This is a genomic window from Saprospiraceae bacterium, assembly GCA_016715965.1.
GTDB lineage: Bacteria > Bacteroidota > Bacteroidia > Chitinophagales > Saprospiraceae > Vicinibacter.
In genome coordinates this window covers 3,381,621-3,401,495 of sequence record JADJXG010000001.1, presented here as the reverse complement: position 1 = coordinate 3,401,495, position 19,875 = coordinate 3,381,621, and the positions used below count along the sequence as shown (strand labels likewise).

Here is a 19,875-nt window from a genome sequence, read left to right as displayed (position 1 = left end):
TTAAGCATAATTTTATGGTGCTTCTTCATAAGAATCGTAAGGGCTAATTTTGCTTTTTGTTTGGAATGCTATCCATTGCATATTCAGCCATTGCAGCAATGGTTAAGGAAGGGTTGACCCCTAAATTCGCTGGTATGATAGATCCATCAATGATATACATGTTTGGATAGTTATGGACTTCCAATAATTCATTTACGACAGAAGTAGCTGAGTGAGGACCAATAGGACAGCCTCCTAAAATATGTGCGGTGGTATTCATGCCAAAAAGTAGTTCATTAAATGCATTAAGTGGAATGCCTTTTGATTTTTGAGCATATTTTAACATGACCTCTTGCCCTATTGGTAAATAGCTGGATATATTTTCTTGAAAATCCTTGTCTATTTTGAGCTTTGTTCCCCACCAAAAAGACTTTAATCCTAATTTTAATTTACCTGGTAAGGATTGCATGACCAAAAGTATTATAGAACTGTTTGCTGTCTTGGGATGGAAGATTATTTTGAATAGGGTCAGAGGGTTTCTAATCCATTGTAAAAAAGACTTTATCATTCTTACAAAAATTGGTCCTGGTCCAGCAGCAGGGAGACCCAATTTGAACATTGTTCCACTTCCATTTGGATATTTGCACAATTCTACAAAGGTATTGCGATCGGGTTGAAACATTCTACTGATGGCAATTCCATGGTTTAGTTTGTAAGGCGTATAACCAATTCCCGCTATCATTTCCTGATTGGTAAGGATAGAATGACCCAATTGGTTTGACAATCCTGGTAAGGTTTTATAAAAATCCCTTTGCCGCAGAAGTAGTTTAACGGTGCCGAGCACTCCGGCACTGCAAATCAGTCCCTTTGCAATAAATTCTTGTTCAGCTTTTCCGAAAAGCTTTGTTTGAGTTTTCGTAGTAATCTTATATTTTCCTTGGACATATTCAATTTTGGTGACCAAAGTTTCAGGTAATATAGTGGCGCCATATTTTTCTGCAAACCACAAATAGTTTTTATCCAAACTATTTTTCGCATTGTGCCTGCAACCTATCATGCATCCGGCACATTCAATACAGGGTGATCTTTTAGGACCTTTCCCGCCAAAATAGGGATCTTTTGCTTTTTGGTCTTCAGAGAAATATATTCCCACATAATCTACCGCTCTGTAGGTGGAACCCCGGTTCATATCAATGGCAACATCTCTTAAGATTTTATCTTCATAGAATTCTTTTTGATAAATGGTAGAACCCAACATGTACTTTGCCCTCTCATAAAATGGCCATAAAATTGATTTCCAGTTTTTTTTTATCTGCCAGCCATCGCTTTCCCAAAATTGTTCGTCAGGAATCATGTGCACATTTCCATAAACCAGACTTCCTCCTCCGACTCCTGCACCGCTAAGGACTAATAATTTGTTAATAAAATTCATCTTCATAATTCCAAAACAGCGCAATGAAGGAATCCAAAGGAATTTTCTAAGATTCCAACTACTTTTTGGAAAATCATTATTTCCCCATCGCTTCCCTTTTTCGATGATCAAGACTTTGTATCCTTTTTCAGATAGTCTCATTGCGCTAACACTACCGCCAAAACCTGATCCGATAACAATATAGTCAAACTCCAAAATCAAAGATTTTTATATTGAATCTAAAGGTGAGATTAATTTTTTTAAATATTGAGGACAAATTCAAGTTACAGTCTGATAATTCCGTTTTCCCAGCCGGTTTGAAATAAAGCCCCATTTTTAAGGTAAAACTTTTTTGCTTCGACATTCCAGTCAAGCACTTGCCATTTAAGTAACTTCGCATTGTGAGCAAGGGCAGTTTGTTTGAAGGCTTCAAAAAGCTCTTGTCCAACACCCATTGATCTGAATTCTGGCTTGACATAAAAGTCTTCCAGATATAAAGTTTTTCCATTCCAAGTGGAATAATAGGGAAAGAAAAGAGCCATACCAATTATTATATCATACTCATTGACAGCCACTTTACCCTCAAATATGCCTTCTTGTAAGTTTGTCAACAGGTCTTCCTTACTAGTCCTTACCTCCAAAGGACATTTTTCAAACAATGCCAACTCAACAATGAGGCCCTGAACTGCCTCCACATCATCCAATTGCATAGTTCTGATCTTGATATTCGGATTCATTTTTTTAATGGCTTGTTAATCAGCAAATCTAGGCAGAAAATTATTTTCGACTCTTTGCTATTTGTCAAAAGTATATTACCTTTGCGTCTCCTTATGGCATACGTGTGCCTGTAAGGTATTGATTTATAATAATTTAAGTAAAATAAAAGAAATTAATTGATATTTTAATTTATGCCTACTATTAACCAGTTGATTAGAAAAGGGCGAGAAGTGGTGGAGTACAAAAGCAAATCCAGAGCACTTCAGGCCAATCCACAGAAAAGGGGAGTTTGTACCCGTGTTTACACCACGACGCCCAAAAAGCCCAATTCTGCTTTAAGAAAAGTGGCTAAGGTGAGGCTTGTGAATGGCACAGAAGTAATCTGTTATATCCCGGGTGAAGGGCATAATCTACAAGAACACTCAATTGTTCTGGTAAGAGGAGGAAGGGTTAAAGATCTGCCAGGTGTAAGGTATACCATTGTTCGTGGTGCTTTAGACACTGCTGGCGTCAACAACCGCAAACAAAGCAGATCTCGTTACGGTACCAAAAGACCAAAGAAGTAATTCAAAGTTCATTTTAGACAAAATTCAGAGGATTCCAGATCATGAGAAAACATAAACCAAAGAAGAGAATACTTGAACCAGATCCAAGATTTGGTGATACCATGGTGACTCAATTTGTAAACAATATGCTTTGGCAAGGTAAAAAGAGTACCGCATATCATATTTTTTACTCAGCCATGGATACTGTTGAATCAAAAACGAGCGAAAACCCCCACGAAGTTTGGAAAAAAGCTTTAAACAATGTAATGCCTCATGTTGAGGTCAGACCAAAGAGAATTGGGGGAGCTACTTTTCAGATTCCTATGGAAATGCGTCCTGCCAGAAAGCTGTCCATAGGTATTAAATGGTTGATCAAATATTCTAGGGCACGTGCAGGTAAGGGAATGGCTGATAAACTGGCCTCAGAAATCATTGCAGCTTCTAAAGGAGAAGGAGCAGCTGTAAAGAAAAAGGAAGATACTCACAAAATGGCGGAATCAAATAGAGCATTTGCTCACTTTAAAGTGTAATTTCAAACACCAATGGCAAAGGACCTTAATTATCTTAGAAATATTGGAATTGCTGCACACATTGATGCGGGTAAAACTACAACAACTGAAAGAATTCTATATTACACTGGACTAACCCATAAAATTGGTGAAGTTCACGATGGTGCGGCTACAATGGACTGGATGGCTCAAGAACAGGAGCGTGGTATAACCATCACTTCTGCTGCGACCCAAACCAATTGGATTTGGAAAGATCAGCCCTTTACCGTTAATATTATTGATACGCCGGGACACGTTGATTTTACGGTCGAAGTAAACAGGTCGTTGAGAGTTTTGGATGGATTGGTTTTTCTTTTTTCTGCAGTGGATGGGGTAGAACCACAGTCCGAGACTAACTGGAGACTTGCGGATAATTACAAGGTACCCAGGTTAGGATTTGTTAATAAGATGGACAGACAGGGTGCTGACTTTTTTATGGTAGTCAACCAGGTTAAAAAAATGTTGGGATCAAATGCAGTCCCTTTACAAGTGCCAATTGGATCGGAAGAGAATTTTAAAGGAGTGGTTGACCTGATCACAAATAAAGCCATTGTTTGGGATGAAGCTTCTAAGGGAATGACCTATACCGAAATTCCTATCCCAGAAGATATTAAAGATACAGTTCAGGAGTATCGTCAATCATTGATTGAAAATATTGCAGAGTATGATGACGATCTCATGATGAAGTTTTTTGACAATCCTGAAAGCATTACAGAACAAGAAATGATCAATGCCATCAGGGCTGCAGTATGCGATATGAAGTTTGTGCCCATGATGTGTGGCTCAGCTTTCAAAAATAAAGGAGTTCAGGCGGTTTTGGATGCTGTATGTGCTTTTCTCCCAAGTCCCTTGGATGTGGAAGCTGTTCATGGTATTGATCCAAAAACGGATGCCGAACTAATAAGGAGACCTTCTGTTGACGATCCTTTTGCCGCGCTTGCTTTTAAAGTGGCCACTGATCCATTTGTTGGAAGATTGGTTTTTTTGCGCGTTTATTCAGGGAGATTGGATGCAGGTTCCTATGTTATGAAAGTCAGGTCTGATAAAGATAGAATTACGACTGATAAAGAGAGGATTTCCCGTTTGTTTTTGATGCATGCCAATGACCGCAAATCAATTGAATATGTGGAAGCAGGTGACATAGCAGCTGCAGTTGGTTTCAAAGACATTAAAACAGGCGACACTTTATGTGATGAAAATAACCCGATCATTCTCGAAGCAATGAATTTTCCTGAACCGGTTATTTCCATTGCTATTGAGCCTAAAACTCAAAAAGATCAGGACAAATTAGGTATGGCTCTTGCCAAACTGGCTGAAGAAGATCCTACCTTTAGAGTTTATACAGATGAAAACACGGGCCAAACCATCATTAGTGGTATGGGGGAACTTCATTTGGAAATTATTGTCGACAGATTGAGACGAGAGTTTAATGTGGAGTGTAATCAAGGTGCTCCTCAAGTGAACTATAAAGAGGCAATGACAAAAACCATCGAGCATCGGGAGAGACTTAAAAAGCAAACTGGTGGTTCGGGATTATTTGCAGACATGGCATTCACCATTGGGCCTGCAGATGAAGAATTCCTTGAGAGCGAGGATTATAAATCAGGTAGAACGAAAATGCAGTTTGTTTGGGATATTTTTGGAGGCTCTATCGATAAATCCTATATGCCAGCAATTACCAAAGGTTTTGATTCTATGATGAGTCAAGGTATTTTGGCCGGATATAATCTTGATAGCATGAAGATTAGGGTTTTTGATGGTTCGATGCACCCAGTGGATTCCAAACCCCAGGCATTTGAACTTTGTGCAAAAGATGGATTTAGAGAAGCCGCACCAAAAACAGCGCCCCATATATTGGAACCCATCATGAAGCTGGAGGTTATTACACCGGAGGATTATGTTGGGCCGGTCATTGGAGACCTTAACAGACGTCGGGGACTACCCAAAGGACAAGAACCGAGAATGGGTGGTGCAGTGGCGATTCAAGCAGATGTTCCACTTTCAGAAATGTTTGGCTACGTGACACAATTAAGAACCATCACCTCTGGCAGGGCGAGTTCAACAATGGAATTTTCACATTATGCCCCGGTGCCAAAGCAAATCGCGGAAGAGGTCATTGCAAAAGCAAAAGGAACAGTAAAAGTATAATTGAAATAATAAAATAGATTAAATAATTCAAAAGGCATGAATCAAAAAATTCGGATAAAGCTTCGCTCTTATGACCACAATCTGGTGGATAAGAGTACGGAGAAGATTGTCAAGACTGTCCGCAATAGCGGAGCAGTTGTTGCCGGTCCGATTCCGCTGCCCACTGAGAAAGAAATATTTACGGTCTTGCGATCACCGCACGTAAATAAAAAAGCTCGTGAGCAGTTTCAACTTCGGACCCACAAAAGGTTGATTGAGATTTATACGCCCACTCCCAAAACAGTGGATGCGTTGTCCAAACTCGAACTGCCAAGCGGTGTTGACATTCAAGTCAAATTATCCTGATTTTTTAAAAATTGAAATTTTGTTTTTGTCATAACAGATGAAATGTTGTGACTTAAATTAACCATAAAACTATACGATTGTGAATGGATTAATAGGAACAAAGGTTGGAATGACCAGTATTTATGCAGCGGATGGCAAGGCCATTGCCGTAACGGTTGTTCAGGCTTCTCCCAATGTGGTAACCCAGGTTAAAACAGAGGATTCTGATGGGTATTCAGCACTCCAACTTTCTTATGGCTCAAGAAAGGCTAAGAACGCCAACAGAGCGATAACAGGTCATTTTACCAAAGCTGGCTCAGAGGCATTAAAGGAGTCAAAAGAATTTAAAAATATACCACTCAATAAGAACCTTGGTGAGACCATCAGTATTTCTGAAATTTTCAGTGAAGGAGATACCGTTCATGCTACTGGATTAACCAAGGGTAAAGGATTTCAGGGGGTTGTTAAAAGACACGGTTTTGGTGGTGTGCAGAATGCCACCCATGGACAACATAATAGAAGCAGAGCACCGGGATCTATTGGTGCGTCATCTTATCCTTCAAAAGTTGTTAAAGGCCTACGCATGGCAGGCCGTACAGGAGGCGAACAGGTAAAAGTAAAAAACCTGAAGATTGCAAAAATCATGGAAGACAAAAACCTTTTGTTGATCAGAGGTGCCATTCCAGGTCATAAAGGATCGATTGTTATCATTGAAAAAACCGTTAAGTAATGAAACTGGATATTAAAAATACTCAAGGTCAAAGTACCGGAAGACAAGCGGAACTTCCCGATGCTATTTTTGGAATACAGCCCAATGAGCATGTATTGTATTTGGCGGTAAAGGAATATCAAGCCAATCAACGGCAAGGAACTCATGATTCCACCGAAAGAGGCGATGTTCATAGGACCACCAAGAAGTTTAAAAGGCAAAAAGGAACGGGTGGTGCTAGAGCTGGTTCATTGAAAAACCCAATGTTTAAGGGTGGTGGACGTGCATTTGGCCCTCATCCAAGAGACTATTCCCAAAAACTGAACAAGAAAGTTAAATCTCTTGCCCGTAAATCAGCTTTGTCTCAATTGGCGGCTCAATCCAAAATTACAGTGATAGAAGACTTCAGTTTTGAATCTCCTAAAACGAAAGAATTTAATAACATTCTTAAAAATCTTGGCTTAAGTGGTGTAAAAACTTTGGTCGTTGCCCCGGAATACAATCAAACTTTCTATTATTCTGGCAGAAACATTGAAAAGGCCCATTTGCGAGTAGCAACAGATCTCAATCCATTTGATATCCTCAATTGCAAGAATATGTTGTTGCTGGAATCTAGCATACAAAAAATTTCTGAAACATTAAGTTAAACTATCAGAAAATGACAAATGAAATTATAATCAAACCGGTGATTACAGAAAAGGCTGAAAGGCTGTCAAAGAGCAGAAATCAGTACACTTTTGTTGTCCGTAGGGATGCCAATAAAATTGAAATCCAAAAAGCCATCGCAAAAATGTACAACGTTGCCGTTGAGTCAGTCAATACCATGGTTATTCCGGCCAGGACTGTTGTGAGAAACACCAAAAGAAATATGTTGAGAGGACGGAAACCAGCCTACAAAAAAGCGATCGTCACATTGGCCGCTGGTGAAGAGATTAATATTTACAGTGAAGAATAAAAACAAGCCGTATGCCTGTTAAGAAGTTAAAACCAGTTACACCAGGTACCCGATTTAGGGTAGCAAATACATTTGAAGAACTCACAGCTGATGTTCCTGAAAAATCATTGATGGCTTCAAAGTCATCAACTGGTGGTCGAAACAATCAAGGCCATCGCACCACAAGAAACAGAGGTGGTGGCCATAAGAAGAAATATAGAATCATAGATTTTCTTAGAAACAAAGATGGCGTTCCTGCAACTGTAAAATCCATCGAATACGATCCAAATCGTACCGCATTTATTGCCTTGCTTTGGTATGCTGATGGAGAAAAAAGATACATTCTTGCACCCAATGGACTCAAAGTGGATACAAAGGTTATTAGTGGTGCCGGTGCTGCTCCTGAAATAGGGAATGCTTTGCCATTGTCAGAAGTTCCATTGGGTTCAAGTATTCATAACATTGAATTACACCCAGGTCAGGGAGCAGCTTTGGTTAGATCTGCAGGGACCTCTGCAACTATGATGGGTAAAGAGGATCGCTATGCTGTAATCAAAATGCCTTCTGGTGAAATTAGACGAGTCCTTATGACGTGTAAAGCAACCATCGGATCTACCTCCAACCCGGACCATAGTTTAGAGTCTGTTGGTAAAGCAGGTCGATACAGATGGATGGGTTTCAGATCAAGAGTTAGAGGGGTAGCGATGAATCCGGTAGACCATCCAATGGGTGGTGGTGAAGGGCGTTCATCTGGAGGACAGCCAAGATCTAGAAATGGACAATTTTCAAAAGGGCTTAAAACTAGAAGCCCTCACAAGCATTCAGACAATTTGATTATTTCAAAAAGAAAATCTACTAAAAAATAAGTAAATTCAATAATCTTCTATAAGTCATGGCAAGATCAATTAAAAAAGGACCATATATTCACCATAAACTTTTGGAAAAAATCCAAAAGGCCAAGGAGTCAAGTAGGAAATCCGTTATCAAAACTTGGAGTAGAGCTTCGATGATAATTCCTGATATGGTCGGAGAAACCATAGCCGTTCATAATGGAAAATCATTTATTCCTGTATATGTTTCTGAAAATATGGTAGGTCATAAACTTGGTGAATTTGCTCCAACCAGAACATTTAAAGGTCACTCAGGAAATAGATAATTAACGTAAACAGAGATAAAAATGGAAGCTGTAGCTAAATTAAGAAACTGTCCGATGTCACCGCGCAAAATGCGTTTGGTCGTTGATCTCATCAGGGGTAAAAAGGTCAATCAGGCATTGCATATTTTGAAGTTTACCAAGAAGGAAGCTTCTGAATGGCTTGAGAAATTGCTTCTGTCTGCGATCAACAACTGGGAGCAAAAACATGGTGAAGGGGCTGCAGATGACTATGAATTATTTGTCAAAACAGCTTTTGTTGATGGAGGAACCGTTTTAAAAAGGTTCCAGCCTGCACCGCATGGGCGTGCACATCGAATTAGAAAACGCAGAAACCATGTGACTTTGGTGGTTGCAAGTAAAGAAAATTAATTTAAAACGATTGTAAATAAATTATAAATGGGTCAGAAGGCAAATCCAATAGGTAATAGATTAGGAATCATCAGAGGATGGGAATCCAGCTGGTTTGGTGGCAGTAATATGGCACAAAAAGTTGTGGAAGATGAAAAAATTCGCAACTACCTGGATGCCAGGATTGCAAAAGGTGGTGTTGCTCGCGTAGTGATAGAACGGACCTTGAAAAGAATTACGGTTTCTATTCAAACTTCGAGACCTGGAATTATTATTGGAAAGGGAGGAACAGAAGTAGATAGGATTAAAGAAGAATTGAAAAAGCTTACGGATCAGGATGTTCAGATCAATATAATCGAGATACGAAAGCCAGAATTGGATTCGATCATTGTAGGTGATTCTGTGGCCAAACAAATAGAATCTAGAATTAATTACCGCAGGGCTATAAAAATGGCCATCCAGTCAACCATGCGGGCAGGAGCTGAAGGAATAAAAATCAGAATTTCAGGTAGATTGAATGGTGCAGAAATGGCACGTTCAGAAGAATACAAGGAGGGAAGAATTCCTCTCCATACATTCAGAGCTGATATAGATTACGCCATTAGAGAAGCACTGACTGTCTATGGAAAAATAGGAATAAAAGTGTGGATTTGTAAAGGAGAAGTTTTTACCAAGAGAGATCTTTCTCCATTGGTTGGGCTGACAAAAAAGGAAAACAAACCATTCAGGGGTGGTGATCGACCGGAGAGACCTGAAAGAGGTGAAAGATCTGAAAGAGGAAGCCGTGGAGGAGACAAAGGAGGCAGAAGAGATAAAAGGAGATAAAATAGTATAAATTGTTGTAATTTTGCAACTCTTTTTTTAAAAATATAGCTTAAATAAAGGATATGTTACAGCCTAAACGACTGAAATACAGAAAACAGCAGAAAGGAAGGAATCGCGGTGACGCGCACAGGGGTCATACCATTGCTTTCGGATCTTTTGGATTAAAATCTGTTGATTCTGCCAGAATAACAGACCGACAAATTGAGGCCGCAAGGATAGCCATGACTCGTTATATGAAAAGGGAAGGAACCGTATGGATTCGCATTTTTCCGGACAGACCTATTACTTCAAAACCAGCTGAGGTGAGGATGGGAAAAGGAAAAGGTTCTTTGGATCATTACATTGCTGTCGTTAAGCCTGGAACTATCATGTTTGAAATGGATGGTGTACCATTCAATATTGCAGAAGAGGCATTTAGATTGGCTGCCCAAAAGTTGCCAGTACTGACCCGAACTGTAGTTAGAAGAGATTACAATTATAACACCAATAGTTAAACTTTCGAGATAAATGAAAACGAGAAAATATTCGGACTTTGTCAATATGGAGTTAGAAACGCTTCAAAAGGATTTGAGCTTGGCCAAGGAGAATTTGGCCAAATTGAGATTTGAACACAAAGTAAAGGGCTTGTCAAATCCTGCTGCAATTCCTGTATTGAGAAGGGAAATTGCTCAGATGAATACAGAGTTAACGAAAAGAAAAAATACCTAATCAGCATCATCCATATTTCATCTAATAAGTATGTTAAGAAATTTAAGAAAACAGAGAATTGGTGTGGTGAGTTCCAATAAAATGGACAAAACCATTGCAGTTACCATCCAGCAAAGAATGTTGCATCCAAAATACGGAAAGTACGTGAAGAAAAACAAGAAGTATTATGCACATGATGAGAACAATGAATGTGGAATTGGGGATGTAGTGAAAATTATGGAAACCAGACCACTGAGTAAAATGAAATGTTGGAGGCTGGTAGAGGTCATCAAAAAAGGAGAATAATTTAAAATAAATTAAATCGAACGGATATGATTCAGCAGGAAAGCAGATTAAGAGTGGCAGACAACAGCGGTGCTAAAGAGGTATTGTGCATTCGTGTTTTGGGAGGTACAGCCAGAAGATATGCTTCTTTGGGTGACAAAATTGTTGTTACCGTTAAATCGGCTTCACCGGGAGGGGTAAAGAAAGGAACAGTTTCAAAAGCAGTTATCGTTCGTACAGCCAAAGAAGTCAAGAGACGGGATGGTTCCTACATCCGGTTTGATGACAATGCAGTTGTGTTGCTTAATGCTTCGGATGAACCAAGAGGAACCCGCATTTTTGGTCCAGTTGCACGTGAATTAAGAGAAAAAGATTATATGAGGATTGTTTCTCTGGCTCCAGAGGTTATTTAATTATATCAAATTTTAACGCCATATGATGAAGTTGAAAATAAAAAAAGGTGATACTGTCCAGGTAATTGCCGGATCACAAAAAGGAAAGAAAGGAACTATTACAGCTATAATTAAAGAAACCAACCGGGCAGTCGTGGAAGGGATAAATATTCGCAAAAAGCATCTCAAGCCAACCAACAACAACCCAGGAGGAATTGTGGATATTGAGGCACCTTTGCATATTTCAAATCTAGCGTTATTGGATCCTAAGTCCGGAAGCCCAACCCGAGTGGGATATAAAATCGAGAAGGGGCTCAAAGTAAGGTATTCTAAAAAGTCAAATGAAATTATTAAGTGATGAGTTACGAACCAAGATTAGCGACATTTTATAAATCCAATGTGGTGCCAGCTTTGATGGAGAAATTCAATTATAGTTCAAGCATGGAGGTGCCCAGACTTGTAAAAATATGCATCAATCAAGGAATTGGCGCGGCAACCCAGGATAAAAAATTAATTGAAAACGCAGTATCTGAGTTGAGCATTATTACTGGTCAAAAGCCGGTGGCTACTTATGCCAGAAAGGCAATTTCAAATTTTAAATTGCGCGACGGCATGCCAATTGGTGTAAGGGTAACCCTTAGATCTCAAAGAATGTATGAGTTTTTAGATCGATTGATTACGGTAGCGCTTCCAAGGGTGCGTGACTTTAGAGGAATCAATGATAAAAGTTTTGATGGAAGAGGTAATTATACCATGGGAGTCACTGAGCAAATTATCTTCCCTGAGATTGATCTTGATAAGATTAATAAAATAACAGGAATGGACATCACTTTTGTGACAACTGCCAAAACCGATGCAGAGGCTTTTAGTCTTTTGAAAGAATTGGGCCTTCCATTCAAGAATGCAAATAATTAAAATACAATTTTAAATCAACTACAGGATATGTCCAAAAAGTCAATTATTGCAAGACAAAATAAGCGGGAGAAAATGGTCGCCAAGTTTGCCGACGTTCGCGCAAAACTTAAAAAAGAGGGTGATTATGATGCATTGGATAAATTGCCGCGCAATGCCTCTCCTGTTCGTCTCAAAAACCGCTGTCAATTAACAGGCAGACCAAAAGGTTTTGTGAGAAGGTTTGGAATTTCTAGATACGCATTTCGTATGATGGCATTGGAAGGAAAAATTCCTGGAGTAACAAAAGCTAGTTGGTAATTTTAATAAAAGTAATTTAAGTTTATATGATAACAACAGATCCAATTGCAGATTACCTCACCAGGATACGCAATGCACAAATGGCGAGCCATAGGGTTGTAGAGATTCCTGCTTCTAATATGAAAAAGAAAATTACGGAAATATTATATAACTATGGTTATTTGCTCAAGTACAAATTTGTAGAAACCGAAAATAAACAAGGAGCAATCAAAATAGCCCTTAAGTATGATCCGATTAGCAAATTACCTGTAATTCAGGAATTGTTGAGAGTGAGTAAACCCGGTCGAAGAATTTATAAGACCTCAGACCAATTGCCTAAGGTAAAAAATGGTTTAGGTATTGCCCTGGTATCTACTTCACATGGAGTTATGACTGATAAAGAAGCCAGAAAGAAAAATTTAGGTGGAGAGGTGCTTTTTAATATTTATTAATCAGAGATAAAAGGATAGAATTATGTCCAGAATTGGAAAAAAAATAATCCCGATACCCAACGGTGTAGAGATTAAGGTAGATAAAAACAAAGTAACCGCTAAAGGTCCTAAAGGGACCTTGACACAGGTGATTGATCCAGATATGGAAGTTAAAATGGATGGGTCCGTTATGACAATCACCCGACCGACCAACCAAAAAAGACACCGTTCTGCCCACGGCCTTACCCGTGCTTTGGTAAGTAACCTTGTTACTGGAGTTTCTGATGGTTTTACAAAGGAAATGGAATTGGTAGGGGTTGGATATCGTGTAAGCAATACAGGTAATTTGCTTGAAATGTCAATAGGATTTTCACACCCTATTATGTTTTTTCTACCCAGCGAGTTAAAAGTTGAAACAGTGACAGAAAAAGGTCAAAACCCTAAGATAATTCTTAAAGGATCTGATAAGCAGCTGTTGGGACAAATCTGTGCTAAAATCCGTTCATTCAAAAAACCAGAACCATTCAAAGGTAAGGGTATCAAATTTGCGGGTGAAATTCTAAGAAGAAAAGCCGGCAAGTCCGCGGGTAAATAATGAATTCTAAATTTTGGGTATATGAAGAACAAAATTGAAAAAAGACAAAGCGTCAAATACAGAATCAGGAGAAAGATAAGTGGCACATCCGAAAGACCGCGCCTTAGCGTTTATAAGAGCAATAAGGCCATTTATTGTCAAATCATTGATGATATTTCTGGAAGGACAATCGTTGCGGCCTCAAGCAAAGGCTTAAATGCCTCCAAATCTGAACAAGCCAAGGAAGTAGGCAAACTGATCGCACAAAAAGCAAGTGCATCAAAGATCTCAACCGTGGTTTTTGATAGAAATGGATATGTTTACCATGGCAGGATCAAATCTTTGGCAGAAGGGGCCCGTGAAGGTGGACTCAATTTTTAATTTTAAGAAGAAGAAATTATGGCAAGAACAAATATTGTAAGAGTTAAAGCTGGAGAGTCCGAGCTTAAAGATAAAATGGTGGCTCTTAATCGGGTAGCTAAAGTTACCAAAGGAGGTAGAACATTCAGTTTTTCTGCCTTGGTGGTAGTTGGTGATGGTAAAGGAGTCGTTGGACATGGCTTGGGTAAAGCCCGGGAGGTAGCTGATGCCATTTCCAAGGCGGTGGACGATGCCAAAAAGAATTTGGTAAAAGTACACATACACAAGGGGACAGTGCCCCACGAGCAGCATGGCAAATTTGGAGCAGGTAGGGTATTCATAAAACCAGCATCCGATGGAACTGGAGTCATTGCAGGTGGTGCGATGCGCGCAGTACTCGAAATTGCAGGAGTGCACAATGTCTTGGCAAAATCAAACGGATCGTCTAATCCACACAATGTTGTCAAAGCTACAATCGATGCTCTTACAAAAATCAGATCTCCTTACGATGTAGCCAAATCCAGAAAAATTGAAGTCAATAAAGTATTCGAAGGAATATAAATACTAAATCTATGTCCAAAGTCCGTATAACACAAATCAGAAGTGTCATAAAAACAAGCGAAAGACAAAAGAAAACCATTTTGGCACTTGGTCTGAAAAATTTAAATGATGCTGTAGAATTGCAAGCATCTCCTGCCATTCTCGGAATGGTGGATAAAGTAAAACATTTGGTTACCGTAGAAAAGATCTAACAATGGAATTACATAACTTAAAACCCGCAAAAGGGGCTGTACATAGAGAAAAAAGGATCGCTCGGGGAGAAGGATCGGGTCATGGTGGAACAGCCACCAAAGGTCACAAAGGTCAAAAAGCCAGAGCCGGTGCAAAACGAAAAAGAGGTTTTGAAGGCGGTCAAACACCCACTCATATGAGACTTCCTAAACTTGGTTTTAATAATATTCACAGAGTCGAATATCAGGTTTACAATTTGGACCAATTGTCAGATTTGTCCGACAAATATCAAGTTACTACATTTACACCTGAAGAAATGCACAGACTTGGATTGTGTAAATCAAATGCCAAGATAAAAATATTGGGAAGGGGTGAGGCAAAGAAAGGAATAAGCATTAAAGTTCATGCGTGTTCTCAGACAGCCACTGAAAAAATTCAGTCTGCTGGCGGATCTGTTGATATCATTTAAATTACAACATGAAAAAATTCATTGAAACTATAAAGAACATTTGGAGTATAAAAGAACTCAGAGATAAACTGGTGTTTACAGCCACTTTATTGGCCATTTTCAGATTTGGTTCTTTTGTTGTATTACCTGGAGTAGTACCAAGTGTTCTCAAAAGTGCCACTTCTTCCAGCAGCAATAGTTTGTTTGGATTGATAAATACTTATACTGGTGGAGCGTTCAATCAAGCTTCCATATTTGCGCTTGGGATCATGCCTTACATCACCGCTTCAATTATCATTCAGTTACTTGGCTTTGCTGTTCCATATTTTCAAAGATTGCAGCAAAAAGAGGGAGAATCTGGCAGAAGGAAGCTCAATCAAATGACCAGAATTTTTACTGTATTTATAACCCTGGTGCAAGGTGGGGGCTATCTAACCTATATACAATCTCTTGGAGCGGTCGATCCAAATGTGAGTCCTTTTGTTTTTTGGTTTTCGAATAGCATTATTTTGGCTACTGGAACCATATTTTCAATGTGGCTGGGAGAAAGAATAACGGACAAAGGGATTGGCAATGGTGTGTCTATGATTATCATGATTGGTATTATAGCTGGACTACCCGGTGCATTTAGCTTTGAAATTCAGGCTCAATTGGCCAACAATGGATTGATTTTATTTATTTTTGAATTGGTCATCTTGTTTATGACCATAATAGCTTCCATTCTCATTGTACAGGGAGTTCGAAAAATCCCCATTCAATTTGCCAAGAGAATGGTTGGACGCGGCGGTGGCGCAATGCCAGTAGCGACAGACAGAGATTATATTCCTTTGAAGGTAAATGCTGCGGGAGTAATGCCAATAATTTTTGCACAAGCCATTATGTTTTTGCCATTGACGGTTGTGCAGTATGTGACCAATGACCCGTCCCTGGGAAGCTCAGGACTGTTGAGGGCTCTTACAGATCCTTATGGTTTTTGGAATAACGCGATTACATTTATTCTGGTAGTAGGTTTTACCTATATTTATACAGCTTTGATCGTTAACCCGCAGAATTATGCAGAATACTTAAAAAGAAACAATGCTTTTATTCCCGGGATCAAACCTGGTCCTGATACGGAAGAGTATATAGATACAACCACAACCCGGATCACTTTACCCGGGTCTATCTTTTTAGGAATTCTTACCATATTACCTGCCATTGCTGTTGTATTCGGAGTGAATAGTTCATTTGCAAGATTTTTTGGAGGCTCTTCAATTTTGATTCTTGTAGGCGTTGTTTTGGATACACTTGCCCAAATTGAATCTTATCTTTTGATGAGAAAGTACGATGGATTGGTAAAATCGGGCAGGATTGAAGGCAGAACCAGTACAGGAATTGGTCCAATGACCATGGGTTAAGTCCTTGTAGGCAATCAGATGTCTATAGGATGATTTACCTAAAAATTGATGAAGAAATTGAGTTAATCCGCCAAAGCAGTTTGCTTGTCAGTAAGACGCTTGCCTTTTTGGTTTCTGGAATTAAAGTGGGCAAAACGGGCTTGGAATTGGATCAAATGGCGGAAGAATTTATTCGCGACCATCAAGGAATTCCTGCTTTCAAAGGATACAATGGATTTCCAGGAACCTTGTGTATTTCAATCAACGAATGTGTCGTACATGGTATACCCTCAGCTCAAGCTTTTCAATCAGGAGATTTAATTTCTGTCGATTGTGGAGTTATTAAAGATGGTTTTTACGGTGATTCTGCTTACACCTTTATGTTGGGTGAAGTGGCTGATGAAGTTGTAAAATTAGCCAGAGTCACCGAGGAGGCTTTGTATCGTGGGATTGATCAGGCAAGGGTTGGAAATAGAATAGGTGACATTAGTTATGCCATACAGGAACATGCCGAAAAGAGACATCATTATGGAGTAGTAAGAGAATTAGTGGGGCATGGAATCGGCAAAAAGTTGCACGAAGCACCGGAAGTGCCAAATTATGGGCAAAAAGGAAAAGGTCCTGTTTTGAAAGAGGGATTAACAATCGCCATAGAACCAATGATCAATCTGGGCACCAAGCAGATTAAGCAGCTCAAGGATGGTTGGACAGTGGTTTCGGCAGACCAGAAGGCATCGGCTCATTATGAGCATACAATCGCTGTCAGGATGAATGGACCTGAAATTTTGTCAGACCATCAAATCATAAAAACTGAAATAAAAAATAATTCCGAAATCATACTATAATTCATTAAATAATCAGATATTTGCACTCCGAATTTTAAAAGATGACTAAAAAGAACCTTATTCAACAAGATGGCATTATTGAAGAGGCTCTTTCGAATGCAATGTTTAGGGTTAGATTACAAAATGATCATCTTATAATAGCCACAATATCAGGTAAAATGAGGATGAATTATATTAGGATCTTACCAGGTGACAAAGTTTCAGTTGAAATGAGTCCCTACGATTTAACAAGAGGTAGAATAACTTATAGATACAAATAATTAACAATCATGAAGGTTCGTGCATCAATCAAGAAAAGGACTGCAGACTGTAAATTTGTCAGGAGAAAAGGCAGATTGTATATCATTAACAAAAAAAATCCTAAGTTTAAACAACGTCAAGGTTAATCAATCATAATTATGGCTCGTATAGCTGGTATAGATCTTCCAAGAAATAAAAGAGGCGTCATTGGCCTGACCTATATTTATGGTATAGGACGAACTACTGCCTCCAACATTTTGAATAAACTCAACATTGATGAAAGTATGCGCGTCAATGACTGGTCCAACGATCAAGTTCAGGCCATTGCCAAGGTGATCCAGGATGAAATTAAAGTAGAAGGAGAGTTGCGATCTGAAGTCCAATTGAGTATCAAAAGGCTTATGGATATTGCTTGCTTTCGCGGAATTCGACATAGGAAAGGATTGCCAGTGCGTGGGCAAAGAACCAAGACCAATGCAAGAACCAGAAAAGGAAAGAGAAAAACTGTGGCCAATAAGAAAAAAGTGACCAAATAATGATTTGATTTTTGGTTAAGTATTACAAAAATGAAAGGAAATGGCAAAAGGAAAAAAAGTTAAAAAAAGAAAGGTTAAGGTGGATGCCGAAGGACTCGTTTTTATCCAGGCGACATTTAACAACATTATAGTTTCTGTGTGCAATAGGGTGGGAGAAGTAATTGCATGGGGTAGTGCTGGAAAAGCAGGATTCAGGGGATCAAAAAAGAATACCCCTTATGCTGCACAACTTTCAGCCAATTCTGCCGCAATGGTAGCTTACGATGCGGGAATGCGCAGCGCGGAAGTTTTTGTGAAAGGTCCCGGTTCTGGAAGAGAGGCTGCCATAAGAGCAATCGACAGTTCAGGAATAAAAGTATTGAAAATAACGGATATCACACCCATTCCCCACAATGGTTGCAGACCTCCCAAACAAAGAAGAATTTAATTGCATCTCCATTCCTATTAGATTATTTAAGATATGGCAAGATATACAGGACCGGTAACAAAGAAGTCAAGAGCAGTAGGTCAATCTTTGACTGGATATGATAAATATTTTGAAAAGAAAAAATATCCTCCCGGACAGCACGGACCTTCCAGAAGAAAGAAGCAGAAATCCGATTATGCCTTACAGCTGATCGAAAAACAAAAAGCCAAATTTACCTATGGTGTATTGGAAAGACAATTTAGAAATGTCTTCCATGATGCCCATAAAAAATCAGGTGTTACTGGTGAAGTTTTGTTTCAGTTTTTGGAAGCGAGACTTGACAATACGGTTTTTAGATTCGGAATTTCTTCCACCAGGAAAGGTGCGCGCCAAATAGTGTCCCATAGACATATTGCTGTCAATGGAAAGGTATGTAATGTGCCATCATACAGATTAAAACCAGGTGATGTGATTACTGTAAAAGGTAATTCTCAAAACTTGGAATACATTTCACATCAGGTTGCCCAAAAATCAGATGTTCGCAAGTTTCCTTGGTTGGAATGGAATGCTGATAAAATGGAAGGCAAATTTTTACAATATCCAACCAGAGACCAGATTCCCGAAAACATCAATGAGCAGCTTATCGTCGAGCTGTACTCCAAGTAAGCATTTCTATTTAATCATCTCAATTTATCTAAGGATATGAGTATTTTAAACTTTCAAAAACCTGAGAAAATCATTCTCCAAAAAGCGACTGATTACGAAGGTTCTTTTGAATTCAAACCTCTCGAACCAGGATTTGGTCAAACATTGGGAAACTCTTTGCGGAGGGTTCTTTTGTCATCATTGGAAGGTCATGCGATAACATTGGTCAGAATAGCTGGTGTAGATCACGAGTTTTCTACAATTAAAGGTGTTATCGAAGATGTTGTGGAGATTATTTTAAATCTCAAGCAAGTGAGGTTAAAGCCCGCAAACCAGCAGGATGACATCAAAGAAGAAAAAATTTATATAACCATCAGTGGACAAGAATCTTTCAAGGCAGGGGATATTGAAAAATTTACCAATGTATTTACAGTTACGAATCCCGATCAGATCATTTGCCACATGGAGCCCTTTGTCAATTTGGAGATTGAATTGACAGTGGCCAAAGGAAGAGGATATGTGCCAGCAGATGAAAACCTCACTAAAGATTTACCGATTGGAGTGATTCCGTTGGATGCGATTTACACACCCATCAAAAAAGTGACATATAGTATATCCAATACAAGGGTAGGCCAAAAAACGGATTATGAAAAGTTGATTTTGGACATTAAAACGGATGGCACAATTCATCCGGAAGCAGCTGTTAAGGAAGCGTCCAAGATTTTAATCCAGCATCTTTTACTTATCACAGATGAAAATATAACATTTGAAGATGCTGTGAAAAAAGAAGAAAACGTCGTAGATGAGCAAACGCTCCACATGCGTAAATTACTGAAAACTCCACTGGAAGATCTCGATTTATCCGTAAGGGCCTACAACTGTCTAAAAGCTGCAAAAATCAACACTTTGGGCGAATTGGTAAAATTTGATACTCACGAGTTGTTGAAATTTAGAAACTTTGGTAAAAAATCATTGGTTGAAATAGAAGAACTTTTGGAGACGAAGAATCTTTCTTTTGGAATGGACTTGGGAAAGTTTAAAATGGACGAAGACAATCAAAAAGACTAGTTTCTAATTATAAGA

34 protein-coding genes are annotated in these 19,875 nt (G+C 39.0%); 32 read left to right on the top strand and 2 right to left on the bottom strand.

Annotated features, from left to right (window positions below):
* Positions 1-43: 43 nt before the first annotated feature.
* On the bottom strand, positions 44-1,612 hold the full coding sequence (locus IPM48_13210; GenBank protein ID MBK9272544.1) for a GMC family oxidoreductase: 1,569 nt from the start codon (positions 1,610-1,612) through the stop codon (positions 44-46).
* 62 nt (positions 1,613-1,674) lie between these two features.
* The gene (locus tag IPM48_13205) at positions 1,675-2,127 is read right to left on the bottom strand and encodes a GNAT family N-acetyltransferase (protein ID MBK9272543.1); all 453 of its coding nucleotides are present in this window, start codon (positions 2,125-2,127) and stop codon (positions 1,675-1,677) included.
* A 171-nt stretch (positions 2,128-2,298) separates the two neighbouring features.
* On the opposite strand from IPM48_13205, the gene IPM48_13200 reads away from it, so the two are divergent.
* The 32 genes from IPM48_13200 (at position 2,299) to IPM48_13045 (ending at position 19,860) form a co-directional block, all read left to right on the top strand.
* Positions 2,299-2,673: a 30S ribosomal protein S12 gene (locus tag IPM48_13200; protein ID MBK9272542.1), complete on the top strand. Its 375-nt coding sequence runs from the start codon at positions 2,299-2,301 to the stop codon at positions 2,671-2,673.
* Positions 2,674-2,714: 41 nt separating this feature from the next.
* Entirely contained in the window at positions 2,715-3,182 is a 468-nt protein-coding gene (gene rpsG, locus IPM48_13195; GenBank protein MBK9272541.1) for a 30S ribosomal protein S7, read from the top strand.
* 12 nt (positions 3,183-3,194) lie between these two features.
* The gene (fusA, locus tag IPM48_13190) at positions 3,195-5,348 is read left to right on the top strand and encodes an elongation factor G (protein ID MBK9272540.1); all 2,154 of its coding nucleotides are present in this window, start codon (positions 3,195-3,197) and stop codon (positions 5,346-5,348) included.
* A gap of 36 nt (positions 5,349-5,384) precedes the next feature.
* Positions 5,385-5,693 carry a 30S ribosomal protein S10 gene (gene rpsJ, locus IPM48_13185; GenBank protein ID MBK9272539.1) on the top strand — a complete coding sequence of 103 codons (309 nt, stop codon included), beginning with the start codon at positions 5,385-5,387 and terminating at the stop codon, positions 5,691-5,693.
* A gap of 79 nt (positions 5,694-5,772) precedes the next feature.
* The gene (rplC, locus tag IPM48_13180; GenBank protein ID MBK9272538.1) at positions 5,773-6,402 is read left to right on the top strand and encodes a 50S ribosomal protein L3; all 630 of its coding nucleotides are present in this window, start codon (positions 5,773-5,775) and stop codon (positions 6,400-6,402) included.
* Positions 6,402-7,028: a 50S ribosomal protein L4 gene (rplD, locus tag IPM48_13175; protein ID MBK9272537.1), complete on the top strand. Its 627-nt coding sequence runs from the start codon at positions 6,402-6,404 to the stop codon at positions 7,026-7,028. The genes rplC and rplD overlap by 1 nt, the downstream gene beginning before the upstream one ends.
* Positions 7,029-7,039: 11 nt before the next feature.
* Positions 7,040-7,336, top strand: coding sequence for a 50S ribosomal protein L23 (rplW, locus tag IPM48_13170; GenBank protein ID MBK9272536.1), 297 nt, complete (start codon positions 7,040-7,042; stop codon positions 7,334-7,336).
* A gap of 11 nt (positions 7,337-7,347) precedes the next feature.
* The gene (gene rplB, locus IPM48_13165) at positions 7,348-8,181 is read left to right on the top strand and encodes a 50S ribosomal protein L2 (GenBank protein MBK9272535.1); all 834 of its coding nucleotides are present in this window, start codon (positions 7,348-7,350) and stop codon (positions 8,179-8,181) included.
* Between the two features lie 26 nt (positions 8,182-8,207).
* Positions 8,208-8,471 carry a 30S ribosomal protein S19 gene (gene rpsS / locus IPM48_13160; GenBank protein MBK9272534.1) on the top strand — a complete coding sequence of 88 codons (264 nt, stop codon included), beginning with the start codon at positions 8,208-8,210 and terminating at the stop codon, positions 8,469-8,471.
* A gap of 21 nt (positions 8,472-8,492) precedes the next feature.
* Positions 8,493-8,840 carry a 50S ribosomal protein L22 gene (rplV, locus tag IPM48_13155; GenBank protein ID MBK9272533.1) on the top strand — a complete coding sequence of 116 codons (348 nt, stop codon included), beginning with the start codon at positions 8,493-8,495 and terminating at the stop codon, positions 8,838-8,840.
* Positions 8,841-8,867: 27 nt separating this feature from the next.
* On the top strand, positions 8,868-9,644 hold the full coding sequence (gene rpsC / locus IPM48_13150) for a 30S ribosomal protein S3 (GenBank protein ID MBK9272532.1): 777 nt from the start codon (positions 8,868-8,870) through the stop codon (positions 9,642-9,644).
* 62 nt (positions 9,645-9,706) lie between these two features.
* The gene (gene rplP, locus IPM48_13145) at positions 9,707-10,138 is read left to right on the top strand and encodes a 50S ribosomal protein L16 (protein ID MBK9272531.1); all 432 of its coding nucleotides are present in this window, start codon (positions 9,707-9,709) and stop codon (positions 10,136-10,138) included.
* A 13-nt stretch (positions 10,139-10,151) separates the two neighbouring features.
* The gene (rpmC, locus tag IPM48_13140; GenBank protein MBK9272530.1) at positions 10,152-10,352 is read left to right on the top strand and encodes a 50S ribosomal protein L29; all 201 of its coding nucleotides are present in this window, start codon (positions 10,152-10,154) and stop codon (positions 10,350-10,352) included.
* Between the two features lie 30 nt (positions 10,353-10,382).
* Positions 10,383-10,637: a 30S ribosomal protein S17 gene (rpsQ, locus tag IPM48_13135; GenBank protein ID MBK9272529.1), complete on the top strand. Its 255-nt coding sequence runs from the start codon at positions 10,383-10,385 to the stop codon at positions 10,635-10,637.
* Positions 10,638-10,663: 26 nt separating this feature from the next.
* Complete coding sequence (rplN, locus tag IPM48_13130) at positions 10,664-11,029, top strand: 50S ribosomal protein L14 (protein MBK9272528.1); 366 nt, start codon at positions 10,664-10,666, stop codon at positions 11,027-11,029.
* Positions 11,030-11,060: 31 nt separating this feature from the next.
* Entirely contained in the window at positions 11,061-11,366 is a 306-nt protein-coding gene (gene rplX / locus IPM48_13125; protein ID MBK9272527.1) for a 50S ribosomal protein L24, read from the top strand.
* Positions 11,366-11,923 carry a 50S ribosomal protein L5 gene (gene rplE, locus IPM48_13120; protein ID MBK9272526.1) on the top strand — a complete coding sequence of 186 codons (558 nt, stop codon included), beginning with the start codon at positions 11,366-11,368 and terminating at the stop codon, positions 11,921-11,923. Before rplX ends, rplE begins: the two co-directional genes overlap by 1 nt.
* A 27-nt stretch (positions 11,924-11,950) precedes the next feature.
* Complete coding sequence (gene rpsN / locus IPM48_13115) at positions 11,951-12,220, top strand: 30S ribosomal protein S14 (protein ID MBK9272525.1); 270 nt, start codon at positions 11,951-11,953, stop codon at positions 12,218-12,220.
* Positions 12,221-12,246: 26 nt separating this feature from the next.
* Complete coding sequence (rpsH, locus tag IPM48_13110; GenBank protein MBK9272524.1) at positions 12,247-12,651, top strand: 30S ribosomal protein S8; 405 nt, start codon at positions 12,247-12,249, stop codon at positions 12,649-12,651.
* 22 nt (positions 12,652-12,673) lie between these two features.
* On the top strand, positions 12,674-13,225 hold the full coding sequence (rplF, locus tag IPM48_13105; protein MBK9272523.1) for a 50S ribosomal protein L6: 552 nt from the start codon (positions 12,674-12,676) through the stop codon (positions 13,223-13,225).
* Positions 13,226-13,246: 21 nt separating this feature from the next.
* Entirely contained in the window at positions 13,247-13,585 is a 339-nt protein-coding gene (locus tag IPM48_13100; GenBank protein ID MBK9272522.1) for a 50S ribosomal protein L18, read from the top strand.
* A gap of 18 nt (positions 13,586-13,603) precedes the next feature.
* Positions 13,604-14,125: a 30S ribosomal protein S5 gene (gene rpsE / locus IPM48_13095; GenBank protein ID MBK9272521.1), complete on the top strand. Its 522-nt coding sequence runs from the start codon at positions 13,604-13,606 to the stop codon at positions 14,123-14,125.
* On the top strand, positions 14,110-14,316 hold the full coding sequence (gene rpmD, locus IPM48_13090) for a 50S ribosomal protein L30 (protein ID MBK9272520.1): 207 nt from the start codon (positions 14,110-14,112) through the stop codon (positions 14,314-14,316). Before rpsE ends, rpmD begins: the two co-directional genes overlap by 16 nt.
* A gap of 2 nt (positions 14,317-14,318) precedes the next feature.
* Positions 14,319-14,765, top strand: coding sequence for a 50S ribosomal protein L15 (gene rplO, locus IPM48_13085; GenBank protein ID MBK9272519.1), 447 nt, complete (start codon positions 14,319-14,321; stop codon positions 14,763-14,765).
* A gap of 8 nt (positions 14,766-14,773) precedes the next feature.
* Positions 14,774-16,141, top strand: coding sequence for a preprotein translocase subunit SecY (gene secY, locus IPM48_13080; protein MBK9272518.1), 1,368 nt, complete (start codon positions 14,774-14,776; stop codon positions 16,139-16,141).
* Between the two features lie 29 nt (positions 16,142-16,170).
* Complete coding sequence (gene map / locus IPM48_13075; protein ID MBK9272517.1) at positions 16,171-16,965, top strand: type I methionyl aminopeptidase; 795 nt, start codon at positions 16,171-16,173, stop codon at positions 16,963-16,965.
* Positions 16,966-17,006: 41 nt separating this feature from the next.
* Positions 17,007-17,225, top strand: a complete 219-nt coding sequence (gene infA, locus IPM48_13070) for a translation initiation factor IF-1 (protein MBK9272516.1) — start codon at positions 17,007-17,009, stop codon at positions 17,223-17,225.
* A 9-nt stretch (positions 17,226-17,234) separates the two neighbouring features.
* Positions 17,235-17,351 carry a 50S ribosomal protein L36 gene (rpmJ, locus tag IPM48_13065; protein MBK9272515.1) on the top strand — a complete coding sequence of 39 codons (117 nt, stop codon included), beginning with the start codon at positions 17,235-17,237 and terminating at the stop codon, positions 17,349-17,351.
* Between the two features lie 12 nt (positions 17,352-17,363).
* Positions 17,364-17,741, top strand: coding sequence for a 30S ribosomal protein S13 (rpsM, locus tag IPM48_13060; GenBank protein MBK9272514.1), 378 nt, complete (start codon positions 17,364-17,366; stop codon positions 17,739-17,741).
* Between the two features lie 40 nt (positions 17,742-17,781).
* Positions 17,782-18,168, top strand: coding sequence for a 30S ribosomal protein S11 (rpsK, locus tag IPM48_13055; GenBank protein MBK9272513.1), 387 nt, complete (start codon positions 17,782-17,784; stop codon positions 18,166-18,168).
* A gap of 33 nt (positions 18,169-18,201) precedes the next feature.
* Positions 18,202-18,813, top strand: a complete 612-nt coding sequence (rpsD, locus tag IPM48_13050) for a 30S ribosomal protein S4 (protein ID MBK9272512.1) — start codon at positions 18,202-18,204, stop codon at positions 18,811-18,813.
* 36 nt (positions 18,814-18,849) lie between these two features.
* On the top strand, positions 18,850-19,860 hold the full coding sequence (locus IPM48_13045) for a DNA-directed RNA polymerase subunit alpha (GenBank protein ID MBK9272511.1): 1,011 nt from the start codon (positions 18,850-18,852) through the stop codon (positions 19,858-19,860).
* The last annotated feature ends 15 nt before the right edge of the window (positions 19,861-19,875 follow it).